Origin of the sequence: Isoptericola jiangsuensis (genome assembly GCF_048320105.1) — a bacterium.
Lineage (GTDB): Bacteria > Actinomycetota > Actinomycetes > Actinomycetales > Cellulomonadaceae > Isoptericola > Isoptericola jiangsuensis_A.
In genome coordinates this window covers 2,267,260-2,292,918 of the sequence record NZ_CP182942.1, presented here as the reverse complement: position 1 = coordinate 2,292,918, position 25,659 = coordinate 2,267,260, and the positions used below count along the sequence as shown (strand labels likewise).

The 25,659-nt window shown below is 73.7% G+C and carries 20 protein-coding genes and 1 pseudogene; 13 read left to right on the top strand and 8 right to left on the bottom strand.

The window, feature by feature from the left end:
• Window positions 1–12 precede the first annotated feature (12 nt).
• Window positions 13–636: a vitamin K epoxide reductase family protein gene (locus ACNHYB_RS10705; RefSeq protein WP_418275329.1), complete on the bottom strand. Its 624-nt coding sequence runs from the start codon at window positions 634–636 to the stop codon at window positions 13–15.
• 148 nt (window positions 637–784) lie between these two features.
• Here ACNHYB_RS10705 and ACNHYB_RS10700 point away from each other — a divergent pair, with 148 nt between their 5' ends.
• The 3 genes from ACNHYB_RS10700 to ACNHYB_RS10690 all read left to right on the top strand — a co-directional run bounded on the left by ACNHYB_RS10700 (window position 785) and on the right by ACNHYB_RS10690 (window position 3,463).
• The gene (locus ACNHYB_RS10700) at window positions 785–1,255 is read left to right on the top strand and encodes a DUF2255 family protein (protein WP_418275328.1); all 471 of its coding nucleotides are present in this window, start codon (window positions 785–787) and stop codon (window positions 1,253–1,255) included.
• A gap of 83 nt (window positions 1,256–1,338) precedes the next feature.
• Window positions 1,339–2,112 carry a DUF4396 domain-containing protein gene (locus tag ACNHYB_RS10695; protein WP_418275327.1) on the top strand — a complete coding sequence of 258 codons (774 nt, stop codon included), beginning with the start codon at window positions 1,339–1,341 and terminating at the stop codon, window positions 2,110–2,112.
• A gap of 73 nt (window positions 2,113–2,185) precedes the next feature.
• Complete coding sequence (locus ACNHYB_RS10690) at window positions 2,186–3,463, top strand: arginine deiminase (protein WP_418275326.1); 1,278 nt, start codon at window positions 2,186–2,188, stop codon at window positions 3,461–3,463.
• Between the two features lie 99 nt (window positions 3,464–3,562).
• On the opposite strand, the gene nhaA is transcribed toward ACNHYB_RS10690, so the two are convergent.
• A complete protein-coding gene (gene nhaA / locus ACNHYB_RS10685; protein ID WP_418278030.1) occupies window positions 3,563–5,467 on the bottom strand; it encodes a Na+/H+ antiporter NhaA in 1,905 nt (634 codons plus the stop codon).
• 215 nt (window positions 5,468–5,682) lie between these two features.
• Here nhaA and ACNHYB_RS10680 point away from each other — a divergent pair, with 215 nt between their 5' ends.
• Together ACNHYB_RS10680 and ACNHYB_RS10675 are read left to right on the top strand one after the other, a co-directional pair.
• The gene (locus ACNHYB_RS10680; protein WP_418275325.1) at window positions 5,683–9,435 is read left to right on the top strand and encodes a hypothetical protein; all 3,753 of its coding nucleotides are present in this window, start codon (window positions 5,683–5,685) and stop codon (window positions 9,433–9,435) included.
• Between the two features lie 206 nt (window positions 9,436–9,641).
• Complete coding sequence (locus ACNHYB_RS10675; RefSeq protein WP_418275324.1) at window positions 9,642–10,145, top strand: FBP domain-containing protein; 504 nt, start codon at window positions 9,642–9,644, stop codon at window positions 10,143–10,145.
• A 6-nt stretch (window positions 10,146–10,151) separates the two neighbouring features.
• Here ACNHYB_RS10675 and ACNHYB_RS10670 read toward each other — a convergent pair whose 3' ends face one another.
• On the bottom strand, window positions 10,152–10,988 hold the full coding sequence (locus ACNHYB_RS10670; protein WP_418275323.1) for a Cof-type HAD-IIB family hydrolase: 837 nt from the start codon (window positions 10,986–10,988) through the stop codon (window positions 10,152–10,154).
• Between the two features lie 105 nt (window positions 10,989–11,093).
• Between ACNHYB_RS10670 and ACNHYB_RS10665 the strand changes: the two genes are divergently transcribed.
• The 5 genes from ACNHYB_RS10665 (at window position 11,094) to ACNHYB_RS10645 (ending at window position 17,474) form a co-directional block, all read left to right on the top strand.
• On the top strand, window positions 11,094–13,562 hold the full coding sequence (locus tag ACNHYB_RS10665) for a beta-L-arabinofuranosidase domain-containing protein (protein ID WP_418275322.1): 2,469 nt from the start codon (window positions 11,094–11,096) through the stop codon (window positions 13,560–13,562).
• A gap of 9 nt (window positions 13,563–13,571) precedes the next feature.
• A complete protein-coding gene (locus ACNHYB_RS10660; protein ID WP_418275321.1) occupies window positions 13,572–14,231 on the top strand; it encodes a pentapeptide repeat-containing protein in 660 nt (219 codons plus the stop codon).
• 249 nt (window positions 14,232–14,480) lie between these two features.
• Window positions 14,481–15,158, top strand: coding sequence for a response regulator transcription factor (locus ACNHYB_RS10655; protein WP_418275320.1), 678 nt, complete (start codon window positions 14,481–14,483; stop codon window positions 15,156–15,158).
• A 16-nt stretch (window positions 15,159–15,174) separates the two neighbouring features.
• A complete protein-coding gene (locus tag ACNHYB_RS10650; protein WP_418275319.1) occupies window positions 15,175–16,515 on the top strand; it encodes an ATP-binding protein in 1,341 nt (446 codons plus the stop codon).
• Window positions 16,512–17,474: a TAXI family TRAP transporter solute-binding subunit gene (locus ACNHYB_RS10645; RefSeq protein ID WP_418275318.1), complete on the top strand. Its 963-nt coding sequence runs from the start codon at window positions 16,512–16,514 to the stop codon at window positions 17,472–17,474. The genes ACNHYB_RS10650 and ACNHYB_RS10645 overlap by 4 nt, the downstream gene beginning before the upstream one ends.
• A 9-nt stretch (window positions 17,475–17,483) precedes the next feature.
• Here ACNHYB_RS10645 and galE read toward each other — a convergent pair whose 3' ends face one another.
• The gene (gene galE / locus ACNHYB_RS10640; RefSeq protein ID WP_418275317.1) at window positions 17,484–18,581 is read right to left on the bottom strand and encodes a UDP-glucose 4-epimerase GalE; all 1,098 of its coding nucleotides are present in this window, start codon (window positions 18,579–18,581) and stop codon (window positions 17,484–17,486) included.
• Between the two features lie 120 nt (window positions 18,582–18,701).
• Between galE and ACNHYB_RS10635 the strand changes: the two genes are divergently transcribed.
• Both ACNHYB_RS10635 and ACNHYB_RS10630 read left to right on the top strand, forming a co-directional pair.
• Entirely contained in the window at window positions 18,702–19,136 is a 435-nt protein-coding gene (locus ACNHYB_RS10635; RefSeq protein ID WP_418275315.1) for a hypothetical protein, read from the top strand.
• A 53-nt stretch (window positions 19,137–19,189) separates the two neighbouring features.
• Entirely contained in the window at window positions 19,190–20,200 is a 1,011-nt protein-coding gene (locus tag ACNHYB_RS10630) for a LacI family DNA-binding transcriptional regulator (protein WP_418275314.1), read from the top strand.
• A 22-nt stretch (window positions 20,201–20,222) separates the two neighbouring features.
• Here ACNHYB_RS10630 and ACNHYB_RS10625 read toward each other — a convergent pair whose 3' ends face one another.
• The 4 genes from ACNHYB_RS10625 to ACNHYB_RS10610 all read right to left on the bottom strand — a co-directional run bounded on the left by ACNHYB_RS10625 (window position 20,223) and on the right by ACNHYB_RS10610 (window position 24,217).
• Window positions 20,223–21,143, bottom strand: a complete 921-nt coding sequence (locus ACNHYB_RS10625; protein WP_418275313.1) for a cation diffusion facilitator family transporter — start codon at window positions 21,141–21,143, stop codon at window positions 20,223–20,225.
• Window positions 21,144–21,407: 264 nt separating this feature from the next.
• Entirely contained in the window at window positions 21,408–22,541 is a 1,134-nt protein-coding gene (locus ACNHYB_RS10620; protein WP_418275312.1) for a sigma factor-like helix-turn-helix DNA-binding protein, read from the bottom strand.
• Between the two features lie 104 nt (window positions 22,542–22,645).
• Window positions 22,646–23,245 (bottom strand): TetR family transcriptional regulator, encoded by a 600-nt coding sequence (locus ACNHYB_RS10615; RefSeq protein WP_418275311.1) that lies wholly within the window; start codon window positions 23,243–23,245, stop codon window positions 22,646–22,648.
• A gap of 189 nt (window positions 23,246–23,434) precedes the next feature.
• Complete coding sequence (locus ACNHYB_RS10610) at window positions 23,435–24,217, bottom strand: hypothetical protein (protein WP_418275310.1); 783 nt, start codon at window positions 24,215–24,217, stop codon at window positions 23,435–23,437.
• A 181-nt stretch (window positions 24,218–24,398) separates the two neighbouring features.
• Here ACNHYB_RS10610 and ACNHYB_RS10605 point away from each other — a divergent pair.
• Window positions 24,399–25,648 (top strand): annotated as a pseudogene (locus ACNHYB_RS10605) (D-arabinono-1,4-lactone oxidase).
• Window positions 25,649–25,659: the final 11 nt, after the last annotated feature.

The window sequence follows — 25,659 nt, the reverse complement described above, 5'->3', positions numbered from 1 at the left end:
CCCCGGCGGGGATCAGGCGAACAGGGCGGCGCCGTAGCGCAGCAGGACCGCGGCGGCCAGCAGGATCAGCCACGCGAGGGTGAGGTAGACGTCCGCGTCGATCCGCACCAGGCCGAGCGCCCACCGCTGCACCCGCCGAGGCAGGTACAGGTTGTCCTCCATGACGTTCCAGTGCAGCAGCGTCACCCACACCACCGTGGTCGAGACGGTGACGAGCAGGCACCACGGGCACAGGGCGTGGATGACGAGGTACGACTGCGCGAACAGCCAGTACGCGAACAGCAGCCCGATCGTGTACACCGCCTGCGCGCCTGCCATGAACCAGCGGGGGAAGCGCACCCCGCCCAGGCTCGCCACCGCGATCGTGATGACCACGGGCTCGGCCATCAGGCCGAGGAACGCGTTGGGGAAGCCGAGGAGCTGCGCCTGCCACGATTCCGCCACGCTCCCGCACGAGATCACCGCGTTGATGTCGCAGGCCAGCTCGGTCCCGGCGTCGGCGGCGAGCACGACCGCGTCGATCGAGAGCACCAGCGACGCCGTCAGGCTGACCAGCGCGGACAGGAGCATGCTGCCGAACACCCACGCCCGGGTGTGCCGACGCCCGGGCAGGAACGACTCCTCGCGCACGTCCATGCGCCCAGCGTACGAGCCCCGGTGCAGCCCGCCGCGGGAATGGCCGGACCGGCGCGCGGGTTGCACCGACCAGCCCGCCACCCCGGAACGAGGAACCTGTATCCACCCCACCCCGACCGCGCCCGTGCACCATCGCGAGGAGACGCCCATGCCCACCGCCCCCGTCCTGCGAGACCTCGTGACGTCCCCGACGGCCCGCCTGCTCACCGGGGAGGGTCCCGGCGTCACCGCCTGGGTGGTCGAGCTCGGCCGTGACCTGTACCTGCGGACCGTGCCCGGTGCCGCCGTCGGCGGGGGCCGGGCACGCGTCCTCGTCTCCGGCGTCGAGCACCTCGTCACCCTCGCCGACGTCGCCCCGGAGGTGCACGGCCCGCTCGACGACGCGTACCGCGCCAAGTACGGACGGTGCACCCCCGAGAAGCTGTCGGCCCTCGTGTCCGACGCGGCCGCGGCCACGACGTTCCGGGTCGGCGTCCGCCGCCCCACCCTGGCCGAGCGCCTGGGCGTGGTGCGCGCCGTTGTCCGCGAGCGCGCCCGCGGCGCCCGGGCCGCCGGAGCCCGCACTGCCGGTGCCCGCACTGCCGGTGCCCGTGCCGACGTGCCCTGCGTCTCCTGCTGATCCCGCCGGGAGCCGCAGCGCCCGCGTGACCTCGCCCACCGTCTGCGCTTGCGCCGTCGGGGCAGGCCTTGCACCGTGGTCGGATGACCGAGCTGGCGACGTCGGACTTCCCGCCCTGGGCCGTGACCCTCACGACGATCATGGTCGCCCTCGGCATCCTGGTGGCGGTGGTGGTGGCGATCGACGTCGTCCGCCGTCCTCAGCCGATGGGCGTCATGAACGTGGTGTGGCCCGTCACGGCGCTGTTCGGCTCGGTGCTGTGGGGGGCCGCGTACCTGCGGTGGGGGCGAGCGCCCCGCCCGGAGGACGGCTCCCACGACGCACCCGCCGGCCACGGTGCCGGACAGAGTGCCGGACAGGGCGCCGGCCACGCCACCCCCATGCCGGTCGCGGTGTTCAAGGGCACCTCGCACTGCGGTGCGGGCTGCATGCTCGGCGACCTGCTCGTCGAGTGGCTCGTGGTCCTCACCCCGGCGCTCGCGGTGCTGGGCGGCTACGACTGGCTGTTCGCGGACCGGATCTACGCCGTCTGGGTGCTGGACTACGTGGCGGCCTTCGCGATCGGCATCGCGTTCCAGTACTTCGCCATCGCGCCGATGCGGGGGCTCGGGCTGCGCGCGGGCGTCCGGGCGGCGGTGAAGGCCGACGCCCTGTCGATCACCGCGTGGCAGGTGGGCATGTACGGCACCATGGCCCTCGTCCAGCTCTGGTGGCTGCCCGAGGTGCTGGGTGGCCGCGCCGCGGTGACCACGCCGGTCTTCTGGGCCGCCATGCAGGTGGCGATGGTCGTCGGGTTCGCCACCAGCTATCCGGTGAACTGGTGGCTCGTGCGGTCCGGGGTCAAGGAGCGCATGTAGCGCGCGCAGGTCCTGGCCGGGCGTGCCAGCATCGACGAGGAGACGGGCGCGAGGTCGACCGGACGGAGCCGTGGTGACGCACGAGAGCACGAGGACCAGCACGACGGCGGCCGGCCGGTCGCCGCTCGGGGTGCACTCCGAGGTGGGACGCCTGCGCAAGGTGCTGGTGTGCTCCCCGGGTCTGGCGCACGAGCGGCTCACCCCCAGCAACTCCGACGACCTGCTGTTCGACGACGTCCTGTGGGTGGAGGCGGCGCAGCGCGACCACCAGGACTTCGTCGACGGCCTGACCGCGCGAGGGGTCGAGGTCGTGGAGCTGCACGACCTGCTCGCCGAGACGCTCGCGACGGACGCCGCCCGCAGCTGGCTCCTGGACCGCAAGGTGGTGCCGAACCAGGTCGGTCTCGGGCTGGTGGAGGGCACGCGGGCCTACCTCGACGCCCTCACCCCGCACGAGCTCGCCCGCTACCTGATCGGCGGGCTGTCCACCGAGGACCTGCCCGCGGACTACCGCACCGGGTACGTCTCCCTGGCCCGCGAGGCGCCCGATGCCCGCGAGTACCTGCTGCCGCCGCTGCCCAACACCCTGTACACGCGGGACACCACCTGCTGGATCTACGGCGGGCTCACCCTCAACCCGCTGTACTGGCCGGCGCGCAAGGAGGAGACGCTGCTCATGAAGGCCGTCTACTCCTTCCATCCCGACTACGCGGGCTCGACCGTCTGGTGGGGCGACCCGGAGCAGGACTGGGGCCAGGCCACCCTGGAGGGCGGCGACGTCATGCCGGTGGGTGGCGGTGTCGTGCTGGTCGGGATGAGCGAGCGCACCTCCCGGCAGGCCATCAGCCAGCTCGCCAAGGCGTTGTTCGACGCCGGTGCCGCCGAGCAGGTGGTCGTGGCCGGGATGCCCCGCCTGCGCGCGGCGATGCACCTGGACACGGTGTTCACGTTCGCCGACCGCGACCTCGTGACCGTGCACCCGCGCATCGTCGACGGCATCAACCCGTACGTGCTGCGCCCGTCGGACCGTGCGCCGGGCATCGAGGTGAGCGACTGCTCCGGGGTGCCGTTCGTCGACGTCGTCGCGCGGGCCATGGGGCTGGCGGAGCTGCGCGTGGTCGAGACCGCCGGGGACGTCTACGCCTCGGAACGTCAGCAGTGGGACTCCGGCAACAACGCCGTCGCCGTCGAACCGGGCGTGGTGTTCACCTACGACCGCAACACCCTGACGAACGCCGCCCTGCGCCGGGCGGGCGTCGAGGTCGTCACCATCGTGGGGGCCGAGCTGGGCCGCGGGCGCGGGGGAGGGCACTGCATGACGTGCCCGCTGGAGCGTGACCCGGTCGACTGACCGGAGGCGGACACCCTCCTTGCGCGAGCGTCTCTGAGCGTCCCTGTCCGACGGCGGGACGAGTGACGCGCAGAGACGCTCGCGAGGGTGGAGCGTGCGTCAGGACCGACGACGTCGGGTCGGGTCGCCCGCGGCCTCCTCCTCGGACGCCTCCAGCGCGCGGACCAGGCTGCCGGCGTCGTGCGGCCCCCGGTGCCGGACGCCGTCGAGGAAGAACGTCGGCGTGCCGCGGGCACCGCTGCCGTGGGCGCTCTGCGCGTGCGCGGCCACCACGGCGTGCAGCGACTCGTCGACGAGGTCGGCGTCGAACCGGTCCAGGTCGAGCCCCACCGCGGCGGCGTGCTCGCGCAGGTCGTCCGCCGTGAGGTGCGCCTGGTGGGCGAACAGCCGGTCGTGCATCTCCCAGAACCGCCCCTGACGGTGCGCGGCCTCCGCGGCGACGGCGGCGAGCCACGCGTGCGGGTGCACGTCGTCGAGCGGCAGGTGCCGCACCACGTAGCGCACCCGGTCGCCGAAGTGCTCGTGCAGGTCCGTCCACATGCCCGTCGCCCGTGCGCAGAACGGGCACTCGAAGTCCAGGTACTCCACCACGGTGTGCGCGGCGTCGTCGTCCCCGCGCACGTGGTCGGCCGCCGGGTCGACGGGCGGGTCGAGCTGCACGGGCAGGTCCGCGCTGGTCTCACCCCACCGCACCCGCGCGAACGCGAAGATCGCCCAGCCGAGCAGACTCGACAGCACCAGCGCGATGAGCACCCCCACCGTGGCCGCCTCGGTGTCGGCAGGGTCGTCGAACGCGAGCCCCGCCACCAGCAGCGACACCGTGAACCCGATGCCCGACAGTGCCGCACCGCCCAGCACGCTGCCGGGGCGCACGCCGTCGGGCAGCGTGCCCAGGCCCAGACGCAGCGCGATCCAGGTACCCGCCCCCACCCCGACGAGCTTGCCCACCACGAGCCCGGCCACGACGCCCCACGTCACCGCGGAGGCGAGCGCGGCCGCCAGCGCCCCGCCGCGCAGGTCGATCCCGGCGTTCGCCAGCACGAACACGGGCACGACGACCAGGGAGACGGGCGCGCGCAGCACCTCGTGCAACCGCTGGTTGACGGAGATGGACCGCGAGAGCCCGATGTGGACGTCGCGCGCCATGCCCGCGTCCGGGGACTGCCAGTAGGCACGGAACAGGCTCTTGGCGGCGACGACGTCGTCACGTCGGGTGGCCACCGCCGGCACGAGGAGGCCGGCGAGCATCCCCGCGATGGACGGGTGGATGCCGGCCTGCACCGTCGCGCCCCACAGCACGACGACCACCACCACGTACGGCGCGCTGCGCCACTGCCGCATCCGGCCCAGCAGCCACAGCACTCCCAGGCACCCGACCGCCAGCAGCAGCGGCCCCGGCCGGACACCCTCGGAGTAGAAGACACCGATGACGGTGACGGCGAGGAAGTCGTCCACGACCGACAGGGTCAGCAGGAACACGCGGAGCTGGTTCGACATCGTCGGCCCCACCAGCGCGAGCACCCCCATCAGGAACGCGGTGTCCGTGCCCACCACCACGCCCCACCCCTCGGGCGCGACCCGCCCCGCCACCGCCAGGTAGATCCCGGCGGGCACCAGCACGCCCACCGTCCCGGCCACCACCGGCAGGAGCCGCTGGCTGCGCAGACGCAACGAGCCCAGCGCCAGCTCCTGACGCACCTCCAGGCCCACGACGAAGAAGAACACCACCATGAGGCCGTCGTTGACCCAGTGGTGCAGGTCCATGTCGAACGTGAGGTCGCCGATCTCCACGAGCACCGGCGTCTCCCAGAGGTGCTCGTACGCGTCGGACCACGGCGAGTTCGCCCAGACCAGCGCGAGCACCGCGACGGCGAGCAGCAGCAGCGCCGCGCCCGACTCGCTGCGCAACCGGACCAGGAGCGTGCGTGCCACGGACCCTCCTGACCTCGGCGAGGGCACCAGGTTCGCCGCTACCGGTCGCCACGGCCAGCCGGAGCCGCACATCCGCACCCGGGACACGGACCAATCCACCCCAGGGTGACTCTTCGGTGCATCTCGCGCCGGAACGGCACGACGGTGCGAGAGTGGCGACAGAGGCGGGTGCAGGGGCCCGGGACGGAGCGGATGTCGTGGCGAAGGGCGAGGCGACGCAGGGCACGACCGGCAGGACGTCGAGAAGCCGCCGGTCGACAGGTGCGCCACCCCTGCCCGGACGGGCCGTGGCCGCGGCGACGGCCCTGACCCTGGCGCTCGCGGGCGCGCTCGTGACGACAGGTCTGACGGTCGCGTCGTCGCCGACGGCCGCCGCGGCGCCGGGGTCGCCACGCGTCCCGCAGCCGCCCCTGCTGCTCTTCGGGGAGGACTACGAGAACGCCGGAGACGGCTCGAACGTCCTCGTCACGGACTACGTGGGGGCGTCGTCGTCGTACACCGCGGACCCGGAGTGGGCGAACCGGCCGTACTGCAACGGGTTCGTCATCGACTTCACCAGCGCCCAGCAGGCCGACGACTGCTCGGCCGCGAACCCGGTGGTGGAGACGCCGCTGGAGAGCTTCGACCACCTGCAGGGACTGACGTACGCGCTGGGGGAGTACGCGGGGCAGGCCTCCCCGGAGACGAACGCCGCCCTGTCCAGCTACACCGCCAACCAGACACCGTTCGGCGACGGGCTCGTCGTCGGGCGGTCGGACCCGGTCCTGACCGTCCCCGACGAGGGCGGCTACCTGCAGCTCTCGGCGGACTTCGCGACGATGAACTGCTCGGCCGGGCAGGCGATCCTGCAGTTCGTGGTGGTGCAGGCCGACGGCACCGAGCACCCGATCCTCGGCGCCGACTTCAGCCCGTTCTTCTCCCCGTGCAGCGGCACCACGGTCCTGGACGTGACGACGCCGGGCGGGGAGGGCATCGAGGCCGTCGTCAGCACGTTCACGTCCGGTCTGGTGGGCGGCCTGCCCGCCGGTGAGCCGCTGTCGCTCGTCATGCGCAACCGGACGGGCGTCGGCACCGGCAACGACGTGGTGATCGACAACGTGTCGGCGGTGGAGCTCTCGCCCCAGCTGGACAAGGAGTTCGACCCGGCCGTCACGCCGGTCGGGACGTCCTCCACCCTGACGTTCACGGTCACGAACACCTCGGACCTCGGCGCCAAGCCGGCGTTCTCGTTCACGGACACCCTGCCGTCCGGGCTGGTGGTGGCGAGCCCCGCGAACGCCGTCGCCGACCCCGCCTGCGGGTTGTTCTTCTGGGGACCGCAGCCGGGTGCGAGCGTGCTCACCGTCGCCTCCGGCGGGATCTCCCAGGGGGTCGAGTACTGCACGTTCTCCGTCGACGTCACGTCGTCCACCGCGGACGTCTACACGAACGGACCGGACGACATCACCGACCTGACAGGGCTGTCACCGCCCGCCGACGCGACGGTCGAGTTCACCGACGGCACCCCGCAGGCCGGACTGACGATCACCAAGGCCGCGGGCGTCGACAGCGCAGCTCCCGGTGAGGACGTGGAGTACACGGTGACGGTGGCGAACACCGGCCAGGTGGCCTACACGGCGGCCGGCCCGGCGACGTTCGGCGACGACCTGTCGGGCGTGCTCGACGACGCCACGTTCGTCTCCGCGGACGCCGACGCCGGGACGGTGGACACCTCGGCCCTGCCGACGCTCACCTGGTCCGGCCCCCTGGGCGTCGGGGAGGAGGCGACGGTCACGTACTCGGTGACGGTGGGGGATCCGCCGGGTGGTGACGGGGTGCTGGAGAACGTGGTGACGGGTCCGGCGGAGTCGGGGTGCGCGGACGGCGCGGGGTCGGGGTGCTCGACGTCGACGCCGGTGCGGGGGCTGTCGGTCGTGAAGTCGGCGAGCCCGGAGGCGTTGGTGCCGGGAGAGGTGGTGACGTACTCGGTGGTGGTGGAGAACACGGGGGCGTCCGACTACACGGAGGACGATCCGGCGGTGGTGTCCGACGACATGTCGGGGCTGGAGGACGACGCGTCGTACAACGGTGACGCGGTGGCGGACGTGGGTGCGGTGGACGACTCGGCGTTGCCGAGCCTGACGTGGTCGGGTGCGTTGGCGGTGGGGGAGTCGGCGACGATCACGTACTCGGTGACCGTGGGGGAGGCGGGCTCCGGCGACGGCGTGGCGGTCAACCGTGTCACCGGCCCGGAGGAGTCGAACTGCCTCGACGGCACCGAGGACGGCTGCTTCGTCGTCATCCCGCCGGCGGGCCTGGCGATCACGAAGACGGCGGACGCGAGCGTCGTCGTCCCGGGGGGCTCGGTGACGTACGTGGTCGAGGTGACGAACACCGGGGACGTGCCGTACACGGCGGGCAGCCCGGCCTCGTTCACCGACGACCTGTCGGGCGTGCTCGACGACGCGACCTACGCCGGTGACGCCTCGGCGGACGTGGGGACGATGGACGACTCGGCGCTGCCGACCCTCTCGTGGAGCGGCGCCCTGGCACCGGGGGACACGGCGACGATCACGTACTCCGTGGCGGTGGACGACCCGGTCGAGGGCGACGGTGTGCTCCGGAACGCGGTGACCGGCCCGACGGAGTCGAGCTGTGCGGACGCCACGGCGGACGGCTGCACGGTCGAGACGCGGGTGCGTTCGCTCGAGATCGTCAAGGAGGCGGCACCCGCCGACGCCGCTCCCGGTGACCAGGTCGGCTACACCGTCACGGTGGAGAACACGGGCGCGGCGCCGTACACCGTCGTCGATCCGGCCGTCTTCGCGGACGACCTGTCGGGCGTGCTCGACGACGCGACCTACGCCGGTGACGCCACCGCCGACGTCGGCGACGTGGACGACTCGGCGCTGCCGACCCTGTCGTGGAACGGCCCCCTCGCCCCCGGCGAGATCGCGACGGTCACGTACTCGGTGACGGTGGACCACGCCGTCGCCGGCGACCACCTGCTCGACGACGTCGTCGTCGGCCCGCCGGGGTCGACCTGCGTGGACGGCACCGAGCAGGGCTGTGCGACGTCCACCCCGGTGCGGGAGCTGACGATCCTCAGGTCCGCGACCCCCGACGAGGACCTGGTGCCCGGGCAGGACATCGTCTACACGGTCACGGTGACGAACTCCGGGGAGGTCGCCTACCCGGTCGCCGACCCGGCGCGGGTCGGCGACGACCTGTCGGGCGTGCTCGACGACGCGACCTACCAGGGGGACGCGAGCGCCGACGTCGGCGACGTGGACGACTCGTCGCCGCCGCAGCTCACCTGGTCCGGTCCGCTCGCGATCGGCGAGACCGCGACGCTCACGTACACGGTCACGGTGGACGACCCGGGCACCGGTGACGGCACGGCCCTGAACGTCGTGACCGGGCCTGGCGAGTCGAACTGCCCGGGCGGCACCGAGGACGGCTGCACGGTGACGATCCCGCCGCGGGCGGTGCAGATCGGCAAGTCGGCCGACGTCGACGAGGTCACCCCGGGCGGGACGGTCGTGTACACCGTCACGGTGGAGAACACCGGCGACGTGCCCTACACGGCGGCGGAGCCCGTCACGGTGACGGACGACTCCTCGGGCGTCGTCGACGACGCGACCTACGGCCAGGACGCCACGGCCGACGTCGGCACGGTGGACGACGGCGCGTTCCCGACCCTGGTGTGGAGCGGCGCGCTCGCCCCTGGCGAGACGGCGACGATCACCTACTCGGTGACGGTGGACGACCCGCTCGGCGGGGACGGGCTGCTGGTCAACTCGGTGTCGGGCCCCGCCGAGGGGACCTGCGTCGACGACGCCGGCTGCACCGCCGAGACCGTCGTCACGCCGACGCCGACGCCGGGTTCGACGCCGGGTTCGACACAGGGTTCGACGCCGGGTTCGACACAGGGTTCGACCTCGGGCTCCGGCCCGTTGGCGATGACGGGCACCGACCTCGCCGTCGCCGTCGTGCTGACGGTGCTGCTGCTGGTCACCGGGGTGTTCATGGTGTCGGTGGTCCGCCGGCTGCGTCGGTGACCATCGCCCGGGCGTACGATCGATGGCGGTGGCCCTGTCCGGGAGTCCACCCGAGGATCGGGAACGAGGAGCGGATGCGCAGCATCGCGGGAGGCGGGGTGGCCGTCACGGCCTGCTCGGTCGACGCCTGCCCTCGCACCGCCTGACCGCTCCGGTCGGGCGGAGCGTGCCTGTGCCCGCCCACACCCCACTCCCGGAGAACTCCCATGAATCCCCTGACCGAGAAGCAGATCCGCGCGTCGTTCGTCAACGCGTCCCAGCGTGAGGCCAAGCAGGCCACCCTCCCCGACCTCGACACCGTGGCCTGGGACAAGATCGACTACCTGGGGTGGACGGACCGCAAGGCGCCCCTGTCCGCGTACGTCGTGGTCGAGGTCGACGGCGATCCGACCGGCGTCGTGCTGCGCGCCGCCGACGCGAAGTCGGGCCGGGGCCGCAAGGGCATGTGCGCCTGGTGCGAGGACGTCGTCGACGACGCGGACGTGTCCCTGTACGTGGCCCGTCGCGGCGGCGCCGCCGGGAAGGCCGGCAACTCGATCGGCACCCTGGTCTGCACCGACTTCGGCTGCTCGCGCAACGTGCGCCGCCGTCCGATGGCGTTCGAGGTGGGCAGCGACCCGGCGCGTCGCGAGGCGTTCGTGGCCGGCCGGATCGCGGGCCTGCGCGAGCGGTGCGTGCGCTTCGTCACCGAGGTGGCCAGCACCCGGTAGCGGCCCCTACCGGCCGAGGAGCTGCTGGAGGACCTGGACGACACCGTGCTCGGCGTTGCTCGGCGCGGTGAAGCGGGCGTGGGCGGCGGCCTGCGGGTGGGCGCCCGCCATCGCGTAGGACCAGTGGGCCGCCTGGAGCATCTCGACGTCGTTGAGGTAGTCGCCGAACGCGACGGTCTCGTCCGGCGTGATCCCCAGGTCCGCCTGCAGGCGGCGCAGCGCCACGCCCTTGTTCACCCCGGGGGTCATGACGTCGATCCAGTGCCCGCTGGAGACGACGACCTGGTGGGTGGCCCGCAGGTGGACCAGCGCGGGCAGGGTGGTCTCCTCGGCGTGGCCGTCGTCGTACACGGCGACCTTGAGGACGTCGTCGTCCACGGCCGTGAGGTCGTCGACGATCTCGAGCCGGTGGTAGTAGGTGCTCACGTGCTCGACGAACGCGGCGTCGGAGCGCTCGACGTAGGCGCTCCGTGCGCCGGCGACGACGGCGCCGCCGCTCGTGGCGTCCGCGAGCCCGCGCACCGCCTGCACGGCGTCGACGAGCACGCGGGGCTCGAGGGTGTCGGAGGAGACGACCTGCTCGCCCCGGGTCACGAGCGCCCCGTTCTCCGCGATGATGACGAGGTCGTCGTGGCCGGGGGTTCGCCCGGCGGGGAACGAGGAGGCGATGGTCGCGTGCTGGCGGCCGCTGGCGGGCACGAAGGCGATCCCGGCGTCGTGCATCGTGGTGAGCAGCGGCCACAGGCCCTCGGGGACGGTGTTGTCGGGGGTCAGCAGGGTCCCGTCCATGTCGGTGACGACGAGGCGGACGGAGTCGGGGCGGGGCAGGTCGGACGACGGCATGGGGACCAGGATCGGGCATCCGGGGGCCGGGACGCACGTCGTGAGCGCACGGTGTGAGCGTTAACATGCTCCTCCGGGAACCCGACCCCGTGCGAAGGAGCAACCATGGCCGCCGTCCTGCGGACGCCCGACCCCGCCTCGGTCCGCCTCGACGACCCCCTGCTGACCGCAGCGACGCAACGAGGCCGGGACTACCTGCTCGGCCTGAGCGCGGAGCGGCTGCTGTTCGAGTTCTACCGCGTCGCCGGCCTGCCGCCGACGACGGCCGAGGGCTACGGCGGCTGGGAACGCAGCGACGCCGTGAACTTCCGCGGTCACACCCTCGGTCACCACCTGTCGGCGCTGGCCGCGTCGGCGGCGTCCTGCCGGGACGATTCGACCCGGCGCGCGCTGCTGGCCGAGCTCCGGGCGGGCGTCGTGGGCCTGGAGAGGTGCCAGGACGCTTACGCGGCGGCGCACCCGGCCTCCGCGGGGTACGTGTCCGCGTTCCGCGAGTCGGTGCTCGACCAGGTGCAGGGCACCGGCTCCTCGGACGAGAACGTGCTGGTGCCCTGGTACGACCTGCACAAGGTGCTCGCGGGGCTCCTGGACACCCACGAGCACGTCGGCGGCAGGCTCGGGGCGCGTGCTCTGCGGGTGGCGACCCGGTTCGGGCTCGCCGTGCACCGTCGTGTCGCCGCCCTCGACTCCTGCGAGGTGCTGCTGCGCACCGAGTACGGCGGCATGAACGAGGCGCTGTACCGGCTGCTCGCCGTCACCGGTGACGTCCGCTTCCGGCAGGCCGCCGAGGCGTTCGACGAGGTCGACCTCTTCCGCGACCTCGCGGCCGGCTACGACGTGCTGCCCGGGCGCCACGCGAACACCACGATCCCGAAGCTGATCGGCGCCCTCGCGCGGTACCGCGTCCTGACCCAGGTGCCGCAGGCGCGTCCCGCGATGGGCGACGTACATCATGACGACCTGTCGATGTACAGGACGGCGGCCGAGCAGTTCTTCGACATCGTGCTGCGCGACCACACCTACGTGACCGGCGCGAACAGCCAGGCCGAGCACTTCCACGCCCCCGGGACGCTCCACGAACGAGCCTTCCGCCAGGGGGTCCGCGGCAACGCCGAGACCGCGGAGACCTGCAACACGTACAACATGCGCCGCCTCGCCCGGGCCCTGTACGAGCTGACCGGCGACGAGAGGTACGCGCGCTACGACGAGCTCGCGCTGCGCAACCACGTCCTCGCCTCCCAGCACCCCGAGCGCGGCACGACCACCTACTTCAACGCGATGGCCCCCGGCTACCACAAGGTCGTCCACACCCCCGAGACGGAGTTCTGGTGCTGCACCGGGACGGGCATGGAGAGCTTCGCCTCCCTCGGCGCCACCCTCTACGCGCTCGACGCCGACGGCGTGCGCGTCGACGGCTTCCACCCGTCCGCCCTCGACCTGCCCGACCGCGGGCTGCGCGTGGTGCAGGACGGCGTCGTCCCGGCGTCGGACACGGTCACGATCCGCGTCGAGGGCCTCGCCGGCGCCGCGGACCGCGACGGCGGGCCGGGTGCGGCGACCGACCCCACGACCGACCCCACGACCGGGCTCACGACCGGGCTCACCCTGCGGCTGCGCGTCCCGGACTGGGCCGACCGACCCCGCCTGACCGTGGACGGCGTCGACGTCCCGGTCCCGCCGACCGGCGGCCACGTCGTCGTCCCCGGGCTCGTGGCGGGCGCCACCGTCACCTACCGCCTGCCCGCCCGCGTGACGGCGCACCCGCTGCCCGACGAGCCGTCGGCCGTCGCGTTCCGGTTCGGCCCCGACGTGCTCTCGGCGGGGCTCGGACCCGCCGACACCGACGCGAGCGAACCCACCGGCATCCTCGTGAGGATCTCCGACCACGACCCGGCGGCCCGCAGCGCCGTCACCCTGGCGGCCGGGACCACGGTGGCCGACACCCTCGCCGCCGGACCGCTCGAACGCCTCGCCGACGCCCCCGACGACACCGTGCGCTTCCGGCTGCGCGGCACGCTCGACGGCGACGACCTCGTCTACGCCCCGCACCGCACCCGCTGGGACGAGCGGTACGCGATCTACCTGCACCTCGAGCCCGAGGGGTCGCCCGCAGCCCGGGACCGCGCCGAGCAGGTGGCGGCGGCGCGTGCCCACGCCGTCGCCACGGTGGACGAGCTGACCACCTTCGACGCCAACAACTTCGAGAACGCCAAGGACCTGCGCGCCCGGCGTTCCGTCGTCGGCACCTTCGCCGGGCGCACCTTCCGGGCGGCCGAGCCCGGCGGGCGCTTCTCCTACCGGCTGGCCGCGGCAGGCGCCGCCGCCCTGGAGGTCGTCGTGCGGCCCGACGACCCGCCGGTCGCCGTCCGCCTCGACGGCGCCGCCCCGATCACCGTGCGCGACGGCGCCGCCCCGGTCGACGCCGACGGGTTCGTCACCGTCCGGGTCGCGATCCCCGACGACGCCGGGCAGGACGTCGAGGTGGCCGTCGCCCCGGCCGCCGAGACCGCCGGCTGCCGCGTGTTCGGGCTGCGGACCGTCGCAGGCCGACCGCGCGCACCCGAGGGCTCGTAGGCTGCAGGCATGGCCACGCACCGGACCACCGCGCCCGTCGTCGACGCCGTCGTGCTCGAGAACCTCACCGACGCGGACGCGGCGGACCTCGTCGCGGGGGCCGAGCTCGACGGGGTGCGTCACGCCGACGTCGACACCGATCACCTGGTGCTCCGCGGTGCACGGATCGACGAGTCCCGGCTCGACGGGCTGCGTGCCCCCGAGGCCGACCTGCGCCAGCTCCGGCTCACCGAGGTCGTCATGGCGCGTGTCGACGTCCCCGTGGTGCAGGGCGTGCGCGGCCGGTGGCACGGCGTGGAGCTCCGCGACGCGCGGATCGGCTCCGCGGAGCTGTACGAGTCCGTGTGGGAGTCGGTGCGCCTGGTCGGCTGCAAGCTCGGGTTCGTCAACCTGCGCGGAGCCCGGCTGCGCGACGTCATCTTCCAGGACTGCACGGTCGACGAGCTGGACCTCGTGCAGGCGACCGCGACCCGCGTGTCGTTCGAGGACTGCCGGATCGGCCGCCTCGACGTGCAGGCCTCCACCCTGCAGGACGTCGACCTGCGCGGTGCCGAGCTGGCCGGCGTCGCCGGCACCGACGCGCTGCGCGGCACCGTCGTCAGCAGCACGCAGCTCGCCGACCTGGCGCCGCTGCTGGCGGCCAACCTGGGCATCACCGTCACCGACTGAGCCGGGCCCGGGCACCTCGCGCGTGTGGAGCTGAGCGGTCGGTGGCGGTCCTCCGTGACCGCTACGTGGCGTGCCGGCCGCCGCGCGGTGCTTCGGCCGGAGGCGCAGCTGCCGGCAGCACCGTGCCGGTGTCCTCGACGGCTGGCAGGGCGTGTCGGTGGATGGTGGATCGGGACGCTCCCCGCGGGTGCGCGTCCGTGCCTCGGTCCGGCCCTATCGGAGACGGCCCGGCTCGGCTACGGTCGGTCCGTGCAGCTGCTGGTCGTGGAGGACAACGAGCACGTCGCGGGCGCGCTCGTCTCCGTCCTCGGCAAGCACGGGTACGAGGTGATCCACGCCGGCGACGGAGCGAGCGCCCTCGAGGCCCTGAGCCAGCACACCGACCTCGTGCTCCTCGACCTCGCCCTGCCCGACATGGACGGCTTCGAGGTCTGCCAGCGCATCCGCAAGGTCTCGGCCACCCCGATCATCATGGTCACCGCCCGCACCCAGCTCGAGGCGAGGGTGCGCGGCCTGGAGCTCGGTGCCGACGACTACGTCACCAAGCCCTACGACATCCGCGAGGTCCTCGCGCGCATCGACGCGGTCATGCGCCGCGGACGGGCCCGCGAGTGGGACGGGCGCTCCGACGCCGCCCAGATCGACCTCGGCCTCGTCCAGGTCGACCTCGCGGCGCGTCTCGTGCAGCGCCACGGCGTGCCCGTCTCCCTGACCCGCAAGGAGTACGACCTGCTCGCCCTGCTGGTGCGTCACCGCGGCACGGCCCTCGCCCGTGAACGGATCCTGCGCGAGGTGTGGGGCTCCAGCTGGAAGGGCCTCGGCCGCACCCTCGAGGTCCACGTCGCCTCCCTGCGGCGCAAGCTCGGCACCCCGAACGTCGTCGAGACGGTGCGCGGCGTCGGCTACCGCGTCCCCGGACAGGGGTGACGTGCGGGCACGACTCATGGCGCTGGTCTACGTGCCGATCGCCCTCGTCCTGGTGCTGCTCGGCATGTTCCTCGTGGCCTCCATCACCCGAGCCCAGCAGCAGGAGGTCTTCATCGACCGCCAGCGCGACGCCGCCTACCTCGTGATCACGGCACGCCAGGCCATCCTCGCCGGCGACCCGAGCATCGTCCAGGCCGACCTGGAGCGCTATCGCGCCGTCTACGGGATCCGCTCCGCCGTCGTGGACCAGGCGGGCGCACCCGTCGCCGGCGCAGGGCTGGACACGACCGGCATGGCCGAACGCAGCACCGCGCTCGCCGGCGGTCACACGGCGCCGGACGAGACCTTCTGGCCCTGGGGCGCCGACCGCATCGTCGTGGCGGAGCCCGTGTTCAACGGTGCCGACGTCATCGGCGCCGTCGTGACGTCGTCGGACACCGCCGACGTGCAGCGCGGCATCTGGTACTCGTGGAGCATCCTGGCCGCGGGCGGCGTGGTGCTGGGGCTGCTGGCGCTCCTCGTCGCGGACCGCACGGCGGGCTGGGTGCTGCGCCCCGTCCAGGCCGTCGACCACGCCATGGAGAAGATGGGCACGGGCCGTCTCGACGAACGGATCCCGCCCTCGGCCGGCCCGCCGGAGCTGCAGGCCGTCATCGCCCGCTTCAACGACATGGCGCAGCGCGTCGAGCACCTCATGCGCCGCCAGCAGGAGTTCGTCGCGAACGCCTCCCACGAGCTGCGCAACCCCCTCAACGCCCTCATGCTGCGCATCGAGGTGCTCGCGATGAGCGTGCAGGACGACCAGGCGGACGAGGTCGAGCACGTGCGCCGCGAGGCCGAGCGCATGGCGCAGATCCTCGACGCCCTCCTCCTGCTCGCCGACGACGCCGCGACCGGGCCGCTCCAGCCCGTCGACGTCTCCGACATCGTCGTCCAGCACGCCGACTCCTGGCGTCTGCTCGACCCGGGGCGCACCTTCGTCGTCGAGGGCACCGGCACGGAACGGTGGAGCGCCGTCGACCCGACCGCGTTCGGCTCCGCCCTGGACACCATCGTGGACAACGCCCTGAAGTTCTCGCCGAGCTCCGCCGACGTGGAGGTGGAGGTCCTCCAGACGGACCGCACGGTCGAGGTGCTCGTGCGCGACCACGGTCCCGGCGTCCCCGAGGACCAGCTCGACCGGCTGACGGAACGGTTCTGGCGCAGCCCCGGGCACAGCGCCGTGCGCGGATCGGGTCTCGGGCTGTCGATCGCCTCCGAGCTGCTCGCCTCCGCCGGGGGCGGCCTGCGGCTCGAGCTGCCCGACGACGGCGGGCTGCGGGCCCGGCTCCAGGTGCCCCGCTGGGCGGACGCATGAGACGCCTGTGGTGGTCCCTGCTGGTGGCGGTCGTGGCGACCGGGCTGCTCGCCGGCTGCTTCGCGAGCGACGGCGAGCCGTGGGCGGAGCAGCTCCCGGACAGGATCACGATCGCGACGGGCGGCACCACGGGCGTCTACCACGCCTACGGCACCTCCCTGGCCGAGCTGCTCCGGGACCGGTACGGCGTCGACGCGGAGGTCGTGACGACCGCGGGATCGTTGGAGAACCTGGAGCTCGTGGCCGACGGCGAGGCACAGGTCGCGTTCAGCGCGGCCGACGCCGTGGGGGACGCCGTCGCCGGGACGGGGGACTTCGTCGAACCGGCCGACCTGCGCGCCCTGGCACGCCTCTACGACGACTTCGGGCACCTGGTGGTGCGTGCCGACTCCGACGTGCACGAGATCGCGGACCTGCGCGGGCGGCGGGTCTCGCTCGGTGCCGAGGACTCCGGCACGGCGCTGATCGCCGGACGGGTGCTCGCGGCGGCCGAGATCGACCCGCGGGACCTGGAGGTGTCCCAGCGGGGCATCACCGAGTCGATCCACGCCATGCGGACCGGCCGTGTCGACGCGTTCTTCTGGTCGGGCGGGCTGAAGACCCCCGGGCTCGTCGAGCTGGCCGAGGAGATGCCCATCCGTCTCATCGCCCTCGACGAGGTCGTCGACGAGATGCGGGACGCGTACGGTCACGGCTACCGCCACGGGGTGGTGCCCCAGGGCACGTACGGGGTGCGGGAGCCGGTCCAGACGCTCGCCGTGCCGAACGTCCTGGTGGTGTCGGGCGATCTCCCGGACGACGTCGCCTACGCCCTGGTGGCGCTGCTGTTCGCCCACCAGTCCGAGCTCGCGGCGGACACGGCCGCCGTGTCCTACCTGGACCCGCACCGGGCGATCTACACCGCACCCGCGCCGCTGCACGACGGTGCGATGCGCTACTACCGCGACACCAAGACCTGACGCCGCCGGTCAGCTGGTGCGCGGCAGCGGCGGCAGGACCCGCAGCCGGTGCCCGATGCCGCCGCGCCACGGGGCCTCCGGGGCGACGGTCGAGGGATAGCCGCGCGGGTTCTGCTGCTGCCAGTGCCAGTGGTCGCGGCAGATGTCCGCCAGGGTGCGGGCGGCCGTCCAGCCGAGATCGGCGGCGGCGCGACCGGTGTCGGCGACGAGCCGGGCGGCGCTGGCCCGTCGGCCACCGACCACCTGGACCGGGACGCGACGGCCGGAGACCTCCTCGAAGGTGCGCACGACGTCGAGCACGCTGCTGGGGCGCCCTGTGCCCAGGTTCCAGGTGGAGACGCCCGCCGGGCGGTGCGCGAGGCTCTCGAGCGCGGCGACGTGCCCGGCGGCCACGTCGTCGGGGTGGACGTAGTCGCGCACCGCTGTCCCGTCCGGGGTGGCGTGCGCGTCGCCGTGCACCTCCAGCCGGTCGCGTCGTCCGGCGGCGACCTGCCCGATCCGGGCGAGCAGCGCCGTCGCGGACCTGCCGCAGTACTGCCCGATCCGTCCCGACGGGTGCGCCCCGGCCGTGGTGAAGCAGCGCACGACCGCGAACCGGAAGTGGGAGGCCCCGTGCGCCAGGTCGTCGAGCAGGTGCTCGTTCGACGCGAGGCTGCGGCCCAGCGGGGACAGGGGGGCCAGCGGAGCCGTCTCGAGGAGGGGTTCGTCCGTGGCGGGCGCCCCGTACACCGAGGACGACGACGAGAGCACCAGCTTGTCGACGCCGTACCAGGACATGCAGCGCAGCAGGGTGAAGGTCGTGGTCAGGTTGGTCTCGTAGGTGTCGAGCACGCGGTCGACGGAGGTGGCCGTGGACCGCAGCCCGGCCAGGTGGACGACGGCGTCGAAGCTGGACACGGCGAAGACCCGCTCGAGGGCGTCGATGTCGGCGACGTCCGCGGCGTGGGTCGTGACGTGGCGTCCGGTCAACGCCTCGGCGCGGCCGAGGGACGCCGGAGTTCCCCGCGTGAAGTCGTCGACGACGTCGACGACGTGACCGGCCTGGAGGAGGGCGAGGACCACGTGGGCGCCCAGATAGCCGGCGCCGCCTGTCACCAGCACATGCATCGGAGCTCCCGAGGATCGCTTGGCGGCCAGCATGGTCCGGTGCGCGCGTCGCGGGAACCGCTTTGAGCAGTTTCAGAGCATCTCAGGCGTGATGGTGTGACCTGTGCCACGCTTCGTCACATGATTCGTCTTCTTGCGCGCACGGCAATCTTCCTGCTGGCGGCGGCGATCGGGATCGTGCTCACCGAGCTGCTGTTCGGGGCGTTCGACTGGCAGACGTTCGACGTCCACTGGAGCAACCCCCTGGGCTTCGTCCTGGCGGTGGTGATCTTCGCGCTGGCGCAGGCGATCCTCTCGCCGTTCCTCTCCCAGGTCGCCCGGCGCAACGCGCCGACCCTGCTGGGAGCGGTCGGGCTGATCAGCACCTACGTGGCACTCCTCATCGCCAACCTCGTGGCCTCCGACGGGCTGGAGATCTCCGGCTGGCAGGGCTGGGTGCTCGGCCCGATCATCGTCTGGCTCGTCACCATGCTGGCCACCTTCCTGCTGCCCGCGGTCATGCTGAAGAACGCGCTCCAGGACGGCGACCGGGGACGGGACCGCGGCGACGACTGACGGGCCCGACCGGCGGCCGCACCACGCTGGTAGCGTCCCGCTGGTGATGACCCATGGCTGAGGCACCCGTGACGATCCACGACGTCGCGCGGCACCTCGGCATCTCCGCGGCGACGGTGTCCAACTACTTCAACTGGCCGGACAAGCTCTCCGCCCGGATGAAGGAACGCGTCGGCGGTGCGGTCGAGGAGCTCGGCTTCGTGCCGAGCATGCCGGCACGGCAGCTCCGCCGGCAGCACAGCGGCATCGTCGGGCTCAGCGTCGTCAACGCCTCCAACCCCTTCTTCGCCGGGATCGCCACGGCCGTCGAGCAGGTCGCCGAGGACGCCGGGCTGTCGGTGGTCGTCGGCTCCTCGCACGAGTCCGCGGTCCGCCAGGAGAAGTTCCTCACGCTGTTCGAGCAGCTCCGCTTCGACGGCGTCGTCGTCGCGCCCTCCGACGACGAGCTCGAACCGTTGCGCCGACGGCGCGACCGCGGCACCCCCGTCGTCCTGGTCGACCACGAGGACCCGGACGGACGGCTGTCCTCGGTCTCCCTGGACCACCACGAGGGCGGGCGTCTCGCCGCCCGGCACCTGATCGACGTCGGCCGGCGCCGGCTGCTGTTCGCGGCCGGGGCCGAGGGCGTCCGGCAGGTCGAACGGCGCCTGGAGGGGTGCCGGGAGATCGTCCGGGCGACGCCCGACGCCCACCTCGACGTGGTGCGCTCCGACGACCTCGACATCGCCGTCGGCGAGGAGACGGGCGCCTGGATCGCGGGGCTCGACCCGGCGGACCGGCCCGACGCCGTCTTCGCCGGCAACGACCTGCACGCCATCGGCCTGGTCGACGCGCTGCTCGCCGCGGGCCTGCGGGTGCCCGACGACGTCGCCGTCGTCGGGTACGACGACATCCCGTTCGCGGCGCTCGCGGCCGTGCCCCTGACCACGGTCCGCCAGCCGATCTCCGAGATGGGTCGGGCCGCGGCCCGGCTGCTCCTGGACGAGATCGCCGAACCGGGCCGCCCGCCCCGGGACGTCGTGTTCCCGCCCGAGCTGGTGGTGCGGGCCTCGACCCGCCCCTGACCGCTGCCCGTGCCCGGCGCCGTCAGGCGTGGGTGGGGTGCTCGTGCTCGGGATGGGTGTCGGGCTCGACCTGGAAGGTCGTGTGCTCGACGTCGAAGTGCGCGGCGACGCACTCCTGGAGCTCGTCGAGGATCCGCGCGGCGTGCCCGTCCGAGAAGCAGCCGGCGTCGACGACGACGTGCGCGGAGAGCTGCGGCAGGCCGGTGGCGATGAGTGACGCGTGCACGTCGTGGATCTCGCGGACGTGCTCGACGCGCAGCAGGTGGCGGCGCACGTCGTCCAGGTCGAGACCGGGCGGGGTGGACTCCAGCAGCACGGCGGACGCGTCCCGCAGCAGGCGGACGGCGCGCGGCAGGACGAGCGCCCCGATGACGAGCGCGGCGACGGTGTCGGCGCCCTGGCGGCCCGTGGTGGTGATGACGACGGCAGCGACGATCACCGCCAGCGACCCGAGCGCGTCGTTGAGCACCTCGAGGTAGGCGGCCCGCAGGTTGAGGTTCGCCCGGCGGCGCCCGGCCAGGACGGCGAGCGCGGCGAGGTTGCCGACGAGGCCGACGACACCGAACACGACGAGCTCGGTGCCGGGGATCTGCGGCGGGTCGCTCAGTCGCTGCACGGCCTCGACGAGGACGAACACGCCCACGCCGAGCAGCAGGGCCGCCTGGGCGAGCGCGGCGAGCACCTCGGCGCGCCGGAACCCCCAGGTGCGGCGCACCGTCGGCGGGCGGAGCGCCAGGTGGGCCGCGAAGAGCGCGAGCGCGAGCCCGGAGGCGTCGACCAGCAGGTGCGCGGTGTCCACGAGCAGGGCGAGGCTGCCGGTGACGACGGCGCCGACCACCTGCGCGGCGACCACGGCGAGCGTGATCCCGAACGCCACGGCGAGGCGTCCGCGATGGGTGCTGGCGTCGGCGTGCGTGTGCGGATGATCGTGTCCCGCTGACATGCCCCGAGCGTATGTCGGGGGACTCGAAGACCTGCTGGAGCCAGTCGACGGTGGGGACGGTCAGCTCGGCGTCGAAGCGGGGGCCGCCGTGGCCGGCACCGTCCAGCCACGTCACCCAGGGCGTCGTGCCGGCGTCGTGCAGAGCCTCGACGAGCCGCGCGGGCTGCGCCGGCGTGACGACGCGGTCGTCGGTGCCGTGCGCGATCGCGAAGTGCGGCACGGTGCCGGCTCCCGCCGTGGACAGGTGCGTCGGCGGCCCGGCGGTCACGGGTCCGTACCAGTGGACGACGGCGGTGGGCCGCGGCAGGAGTGTGGACCCGGCGGGCGCCCAGGGCGCGGGCCGGCCGCCGAGCGCGCCGAGGAGGCCAGCGACGGTGGCGCCGGTGTCCTCGCCCCAGAGCGCGACGCGGTTCGCGTCGATCCCGTCGTGCGCGGCCACGTGGCGGATCGCGCCGGCGAGGTCGTCGACGGCACCGGGGAACGGGTCGTCACCGGCGAGGGACGGGGTGAACGCGGCGACCGCGAGCCCGGCGTCGAGGAGCGCCCGGAGCTTGCCCGGTACGCCCGCGCCCACGAGCACCACCAGCCCGCCGGGGCGGTCGTCGTCCGGCATCCACAGGTCGAGCGCCGGTGGTGGGCCGGGGGTGCCGACGACGTCGGGTCGCGCCGGGACGTGCGCGGGACCGACGTGCGCGGGTCCGAGGTGCCCTGGTCCGAGGTGCCCTGGTTCGACGGCCTCGGCCGGGACGAGCCCCGAGGGGGAGCCTCGGGCGGGACGGGTCCCGGCGTCGCGGTGCCGGGCGTGCCGGCGACGTCCGTGCGGGTGGGCCGCCCGCGGACGGGCGCGGCCGCGTCGGGGCCGAGGTGCAGGCGGAGCTGGCGGCGGGCGCGGTGGAGGCGCGACTTCACGGTGCCGACGGGGACGTCCAGGCGGGCCGCGACCTGGGCGTCGGAGAGGTCGTGGACGATGGACAGCTCGGCGACGGCGGCCTCGGCGCTCCCGAGCCGGGAGAGCGCGGTCGTGAGCGCGACGCGCAGGGCGACGTCGGCGGCGTGGTCGGGCTCCACGAGGTCGGCGGGACCGGTGTGCTGCGCGCGGGCGGAGAGCCGGTCCTGGCGCAGGCAGCGGCGGCGCTCGTTGGCGCACAACCGGGTGGTGACGGCCCGCAGCCAGGGCCACACGGACGTGGTGACCTCGACGCCGGAGCGTCGCTGCCACGCCGTGTGGAAGACCTCGGCGGCGACGGCGTGGACGTCCGCGGAGGGCACGTCGCTCAGGGCGCGGGCGACGGTGTGCTGCACCCGCAGGTGGTACCGGTCGAACACGACGGCGAAGGCGCCCTCGTCGTCGGCGCGGACCTGCACCCAGAGCGCGGCATCGCTCGCCTCAGGGTGCATGACGGATCCTCCCGACGTGCCCCCTGGGGCCGCACGGTGCGCCCCGGTGACAAGAGTGCAGGTCGGGGCGTCGTGGCGCAACCTCCCACTGACCTACCAGAAGGTCAGTGGGTCCGCACCAGGCCGACGAGCGTCGTCTCCCACGCGTCCTCGACCTGCTCGGCGAGCGAGCCGTCCGTCGGCGCCCGCTGGGTGATCTCCTGCAGCCCCAGGAACAGCGCGACGAGGTGGCGGGCGAGCGCGTCGACGTCCGTCCCGGGCCGGAGCTGCCCGGCGCCCACCGCCTGGTCGAGATACCGGCGCAGCACGCCCGCCCACACGCCGAGCGCCTCGGGGAGCCGGTCGCGCACCGGCGACTCCTCGCGCATGAGGCGCAGCGCGGCCCGCAGCGAGGCGTCGTCGGTGTAGCGCTGCGCGAGGTCGACCAGGAGCCGCCGGACGGCATCGAGGCCGCTCAGCGCGTGGTCGTCGACGGACCGCACGAGCGGGTCCCACACGTCGAACGAGACACGGACGACCTCGGCGGCCAGGAGCGCCTTGGAGGCGAAGTGGAAGTAGACCGACCCCTTGGTCATCTGCAGGTTCTCGGCGACGCGCGCGACGGAGGTCGCCGCGTACCCGTGCAGGTCGAACTCGTCAGAGGCGATGCGCAGTATTGCCGCGCGCGTCGTGGCCTTCTGCTCTTGTCTCGATGTCGTGGCCACCGGAAGTCCTTCGCTGCCAGAAGTGCGCGAGACCCTCCGTCGCAGGGCCTCTCCGGGGCGGACCGTAGCGTGATCGCAATTGCCGGCGACAATCGCCGCGCGGGCTGAAGCGAATAAAGCCGCAAAGCATTCCGGGGCATCACAAACGTCAAGAAGCGGGGCGAAGGTGCTTATTGACCGTCCAGAAGGTCAACGAACCGGCGCGAGCCGCACGACGCACCGGGCGGCGACCGTCCTGTTCTGCAGGACCGACACCTCGACCTCGTCGGTGGCGGCCGTCGCGTAGACCGTCGGACGCGGTGACCCGTCGACGAACCGTTCCACCGTCAACGACACCCCTGCCACGGTGCGCGTCGGCCTCAGCAGGTGCGCCGCCCGCACCGAGGCGTTGATCAGCGCCAGCCCCGGGAGCTCGCCCGCCCGTGCGTCGAGCAGCGGGTCCGCCGAGTCCCAGCCGACGGTCGCCAGCAGCCGGTCCGCGCGCCGCCGCACGTCCGACAGCGGGTCGACGTCGAAACGGCGCTCGACCCTCGCGACGCCACGGCGCAGCGCGGAGTACGTCGTCGGGTCGATGCAGCGGGCTGCGCCGCTGGCGTGCGCGATCTCGTGGGAACCGACCCGCAGTACGGCGGACGCCTCGAACGCGCTGGTGTGCCCGTGGCGCTCGCGGTGGGCGTGCACGTGCACGAACGCGCTCGCCCCGATCGTCCCGGCGGGAGGAAGGCGCAGCGGGCGGCCGGACCAGCGGAACGCGATCCGCCGGATGCTCAGGTGGTGCGCGGGCGGGACGTCGAAGCAGTCGAACGCCAGGACCTCGCCGAGCCGTCGCACGAGGTCCACGCCGTGCAGGATCGGCAGCCCGTCCTCCCGGGGAAGGTCCGCCATCGCCGGGATCCTGACCGGGACGAGCCAGGTGTCGGTGCCGGACGCGGTCGCGCGCCCCACCTCGACCCGGTCCTGGTAGTCCCTCACGGTCGCGCTCCCTGTGGACATCGTCTGGCTCACGCATGCCTCCTTCGCCGTTGACGGGGCAGTCACAGGTCAGATGTCCGGCCGGACCCGGTCGGTTCACGCCGCGCGGTCAGCGATCTCCCAGCCGGGCGCACCGCCGTCCTGCACCGGCCCGGGCCGTGGGACGTGACAGGGTGGCCCCGTGCGCAACTGGGCAGGCAACCTCGACTACGCGGCGCAGGTCTGCGCCCGACCGGCGACCCTCGACGAGCTGGCCGGGGTCCTCGCGACGCCCGGGCCGGTGCGGCCGCTCGGATCACGGCACTCGTTCAACGACGTCGCCGACACGCCCGGCGTCCACGTCCAGGTGGACGGGCTCGACGACGGCCGTCCCGGCATCGACCTCGACCCGCTGACCGGTGTGGTGTCGGTCAACGCGGGCCTGCGCTACGGCGAGGTCGCCCAGGCCCTCCAGGGCCGGGGAGGGCCCTGGGGAACATGGCCTCCCTGCCGCACATCTCCGTGGCGGGCGCCGTCGCGACGGCGACCCACGGCTCCGGCGACACCAACCGCTCGCTGGCGAGCGCCGTCGTCGCCCTGGAGCTGATGACGACGGCCGGCGAGCTGCGGCGGGTCGCGCGCGACGACGACCCGGACGCCTTCGCCGGGATGGTCGTGTCCCTCGGGGCGCTGGGCGTCGTCACGCGCGTCGAGCTGGCGACGTCGCCCACCTTCGACGTGCGCCAGGACGTCGCGCTGGAGGTCCCGTGGGACGACGTGCTGGCGGACCTCGACGCGGTGACGCGTGCGGCGTACTCGGTCAGCCTGTTCACCGGCTGGGCGGGCCCGTCGGTGGACCAGGTGTGGTTCAAGTCGGTCGCGGACCCGTCGGTGGGCCGCCCGGAGCCGGTGCGCGCGCTGCGCTGGGCGTCGGAGGACGTCCACCCGCTGCCGGGCGTCGACCCGGTGGCGTGCACCCCGCAGCGGGGGGTGCCCGGGCCGTGGCACGAGCGGCTGAGCCACTTCCGGCTGGAGTTCACGCCGTCGGCGGGGGCGGAGCTGCAGTCGGAGTACCTGCTGCCGCGGCGGCACGCGGTCGCCGCGATCGAGGCCGTGCGGGGGATCGCCGGTCAGGTGGCGCCGCTCCTGCAGGTCTCCGAGGTGCGGACGGTCGCGGCGGACGACCTCTGGCTGAGCCCGTTCGCCGAGGACTCGGTGGGCCTGCACTTCACGTGGCGCCCGCTCCTCGACGAGGTCGCCGCCCTGCTGCCGCTGCTGGAGGACCGGCTGCTGCCCCTGGGTGCGAGGCCGCACTGGGGCAAGCTCTTCGCGCTGGACCCGGTCGACCTGCGGGACCTCTACCCGCGGTTCGCGGACTTCCGCGCCCTGGCGGAGCGTCTCGACCCCGAGGGGCGGCTGCGCGGGGGCTACGTGGCCGAGCTCCTCGCCTGAGGGTGTCCACC

What these genes read in the sequence shown, in the direction of transcription:
- ACNHYB_RS10705 (WP_418275329.1), bottom strand. Translation starts at nt 636, where the DNA reads ATGGACGTGCGCGAGGAGTCGTTCCTGCCCGGGCGTCGGCACACCCGG.
- ACNHYB_RS10700 (WP_418275328.1), top strand. Translation starts at nt 785, where the DNA reads ATGCCCACCGCCCCCGTCCTGCGAGACCTCGTGACGTCCCCGACGGCC.
- ACNHYB_RS10695 (WP_418275327.1), top strand. Translation starts at nt 1,339, where the DNA reads ATGACCGAGCTGGCGACGTCGGACTTCCCGCCCTGGGCCGTGACCCTC.
- nhaA (WP_418278030.1), bottom strand. Translation starts at nt 5,467, where the DNA reads ATGTGCGGCTCCGGCTGGCCGTGGCGACCGGTAGCGGCGAACCTGGTG.
- ACNHYB_RS10675 (WP_418275324.1), top strand. Translation starts at nt 9,642, where the DNA reads ATGAATCCCCTGACCGAGAAGCAGATCCGCGCGTCGTTCGTCAACGCG.
- ACNHYB_RS10670 (WP_418275323.1), bottom strand. Translation starts at nt 10,988, where the DNA reads ATGCCGTCGTCCGACCTGCCCCGCCCCGACTCCGTCCGCCTCGTCGTC.
- ACNHYB_RS10665 (WP_418275322.1), top strand. Translation starts at nt 11,094, where the DNA reads ATGGCCGCCGTCCTGCGGACGCCCGACCCCGCCTCGGTCCGCCTCGAC.
- ACNHYB_RS10660 (WP_418275321.1), top strand. Translation starts at nt 13,572, where the DNA reads ATGGCCACGCACCGGACCACCGCGCCCGTCGTCGACGCCGTCGTGCTC.
- ACNHYB_RS10650 (WP_418275319.1), top strand. Translation starts at nt 15,175, where the DNA reads ATGGCGCTGGTCTACGTGCCGATCGCCCTCGTCCTGGTGCTGCTCGGC.
- ACNHYB_RS10645 (WP_418275318.1), top strand. Translation starts at nt 16,512, where the DNA reads ATGAGACGCCTGTGGTGGTCCCTGCTGGTGGCGGTCGTGGCGACCGGG.
- galE (WP_418275317.1), bottom strand. Translation starts at nt 18,581, where the DNA reads ATGCATGTGCTGGTGACAGGCGGCGCCGGCTATCTGGGCGCCCACGTG.
- ACNHYB_RS10635 (WP_418275315.1), top strand. Translation starts at nt 18,702, where the DNA reads ATGATTCGTCTTCTTGCGCGCACGGCAATCTTCCTGCTGGCGGCGGCG.
- ACNHYB_RS10630 (WP_418275314.1), top strand. Translation starts at nt 19,190, where the DNA reads ATGGCTGAGGCACCCGTGACGATCCACGACGTCGCGCGGCACCTCGGC.
- ACNHYB_RS10625 (WP_418275313.1), bottom strand. Translation starts at nt 21,143, where the DNA reads ATGTCAGCGGGACACGATCATCCGCACACGCACGCCGACGCCAGCACC.
- ACNHYB_RS10620 (WP_418275312.1), bottom strand. Translation starts at nt 22,541, where the DNA reads ATGCACCCTGAGGCGAGCGATGCCGCGCTCTGGGTGCAGGTCCGCGCC.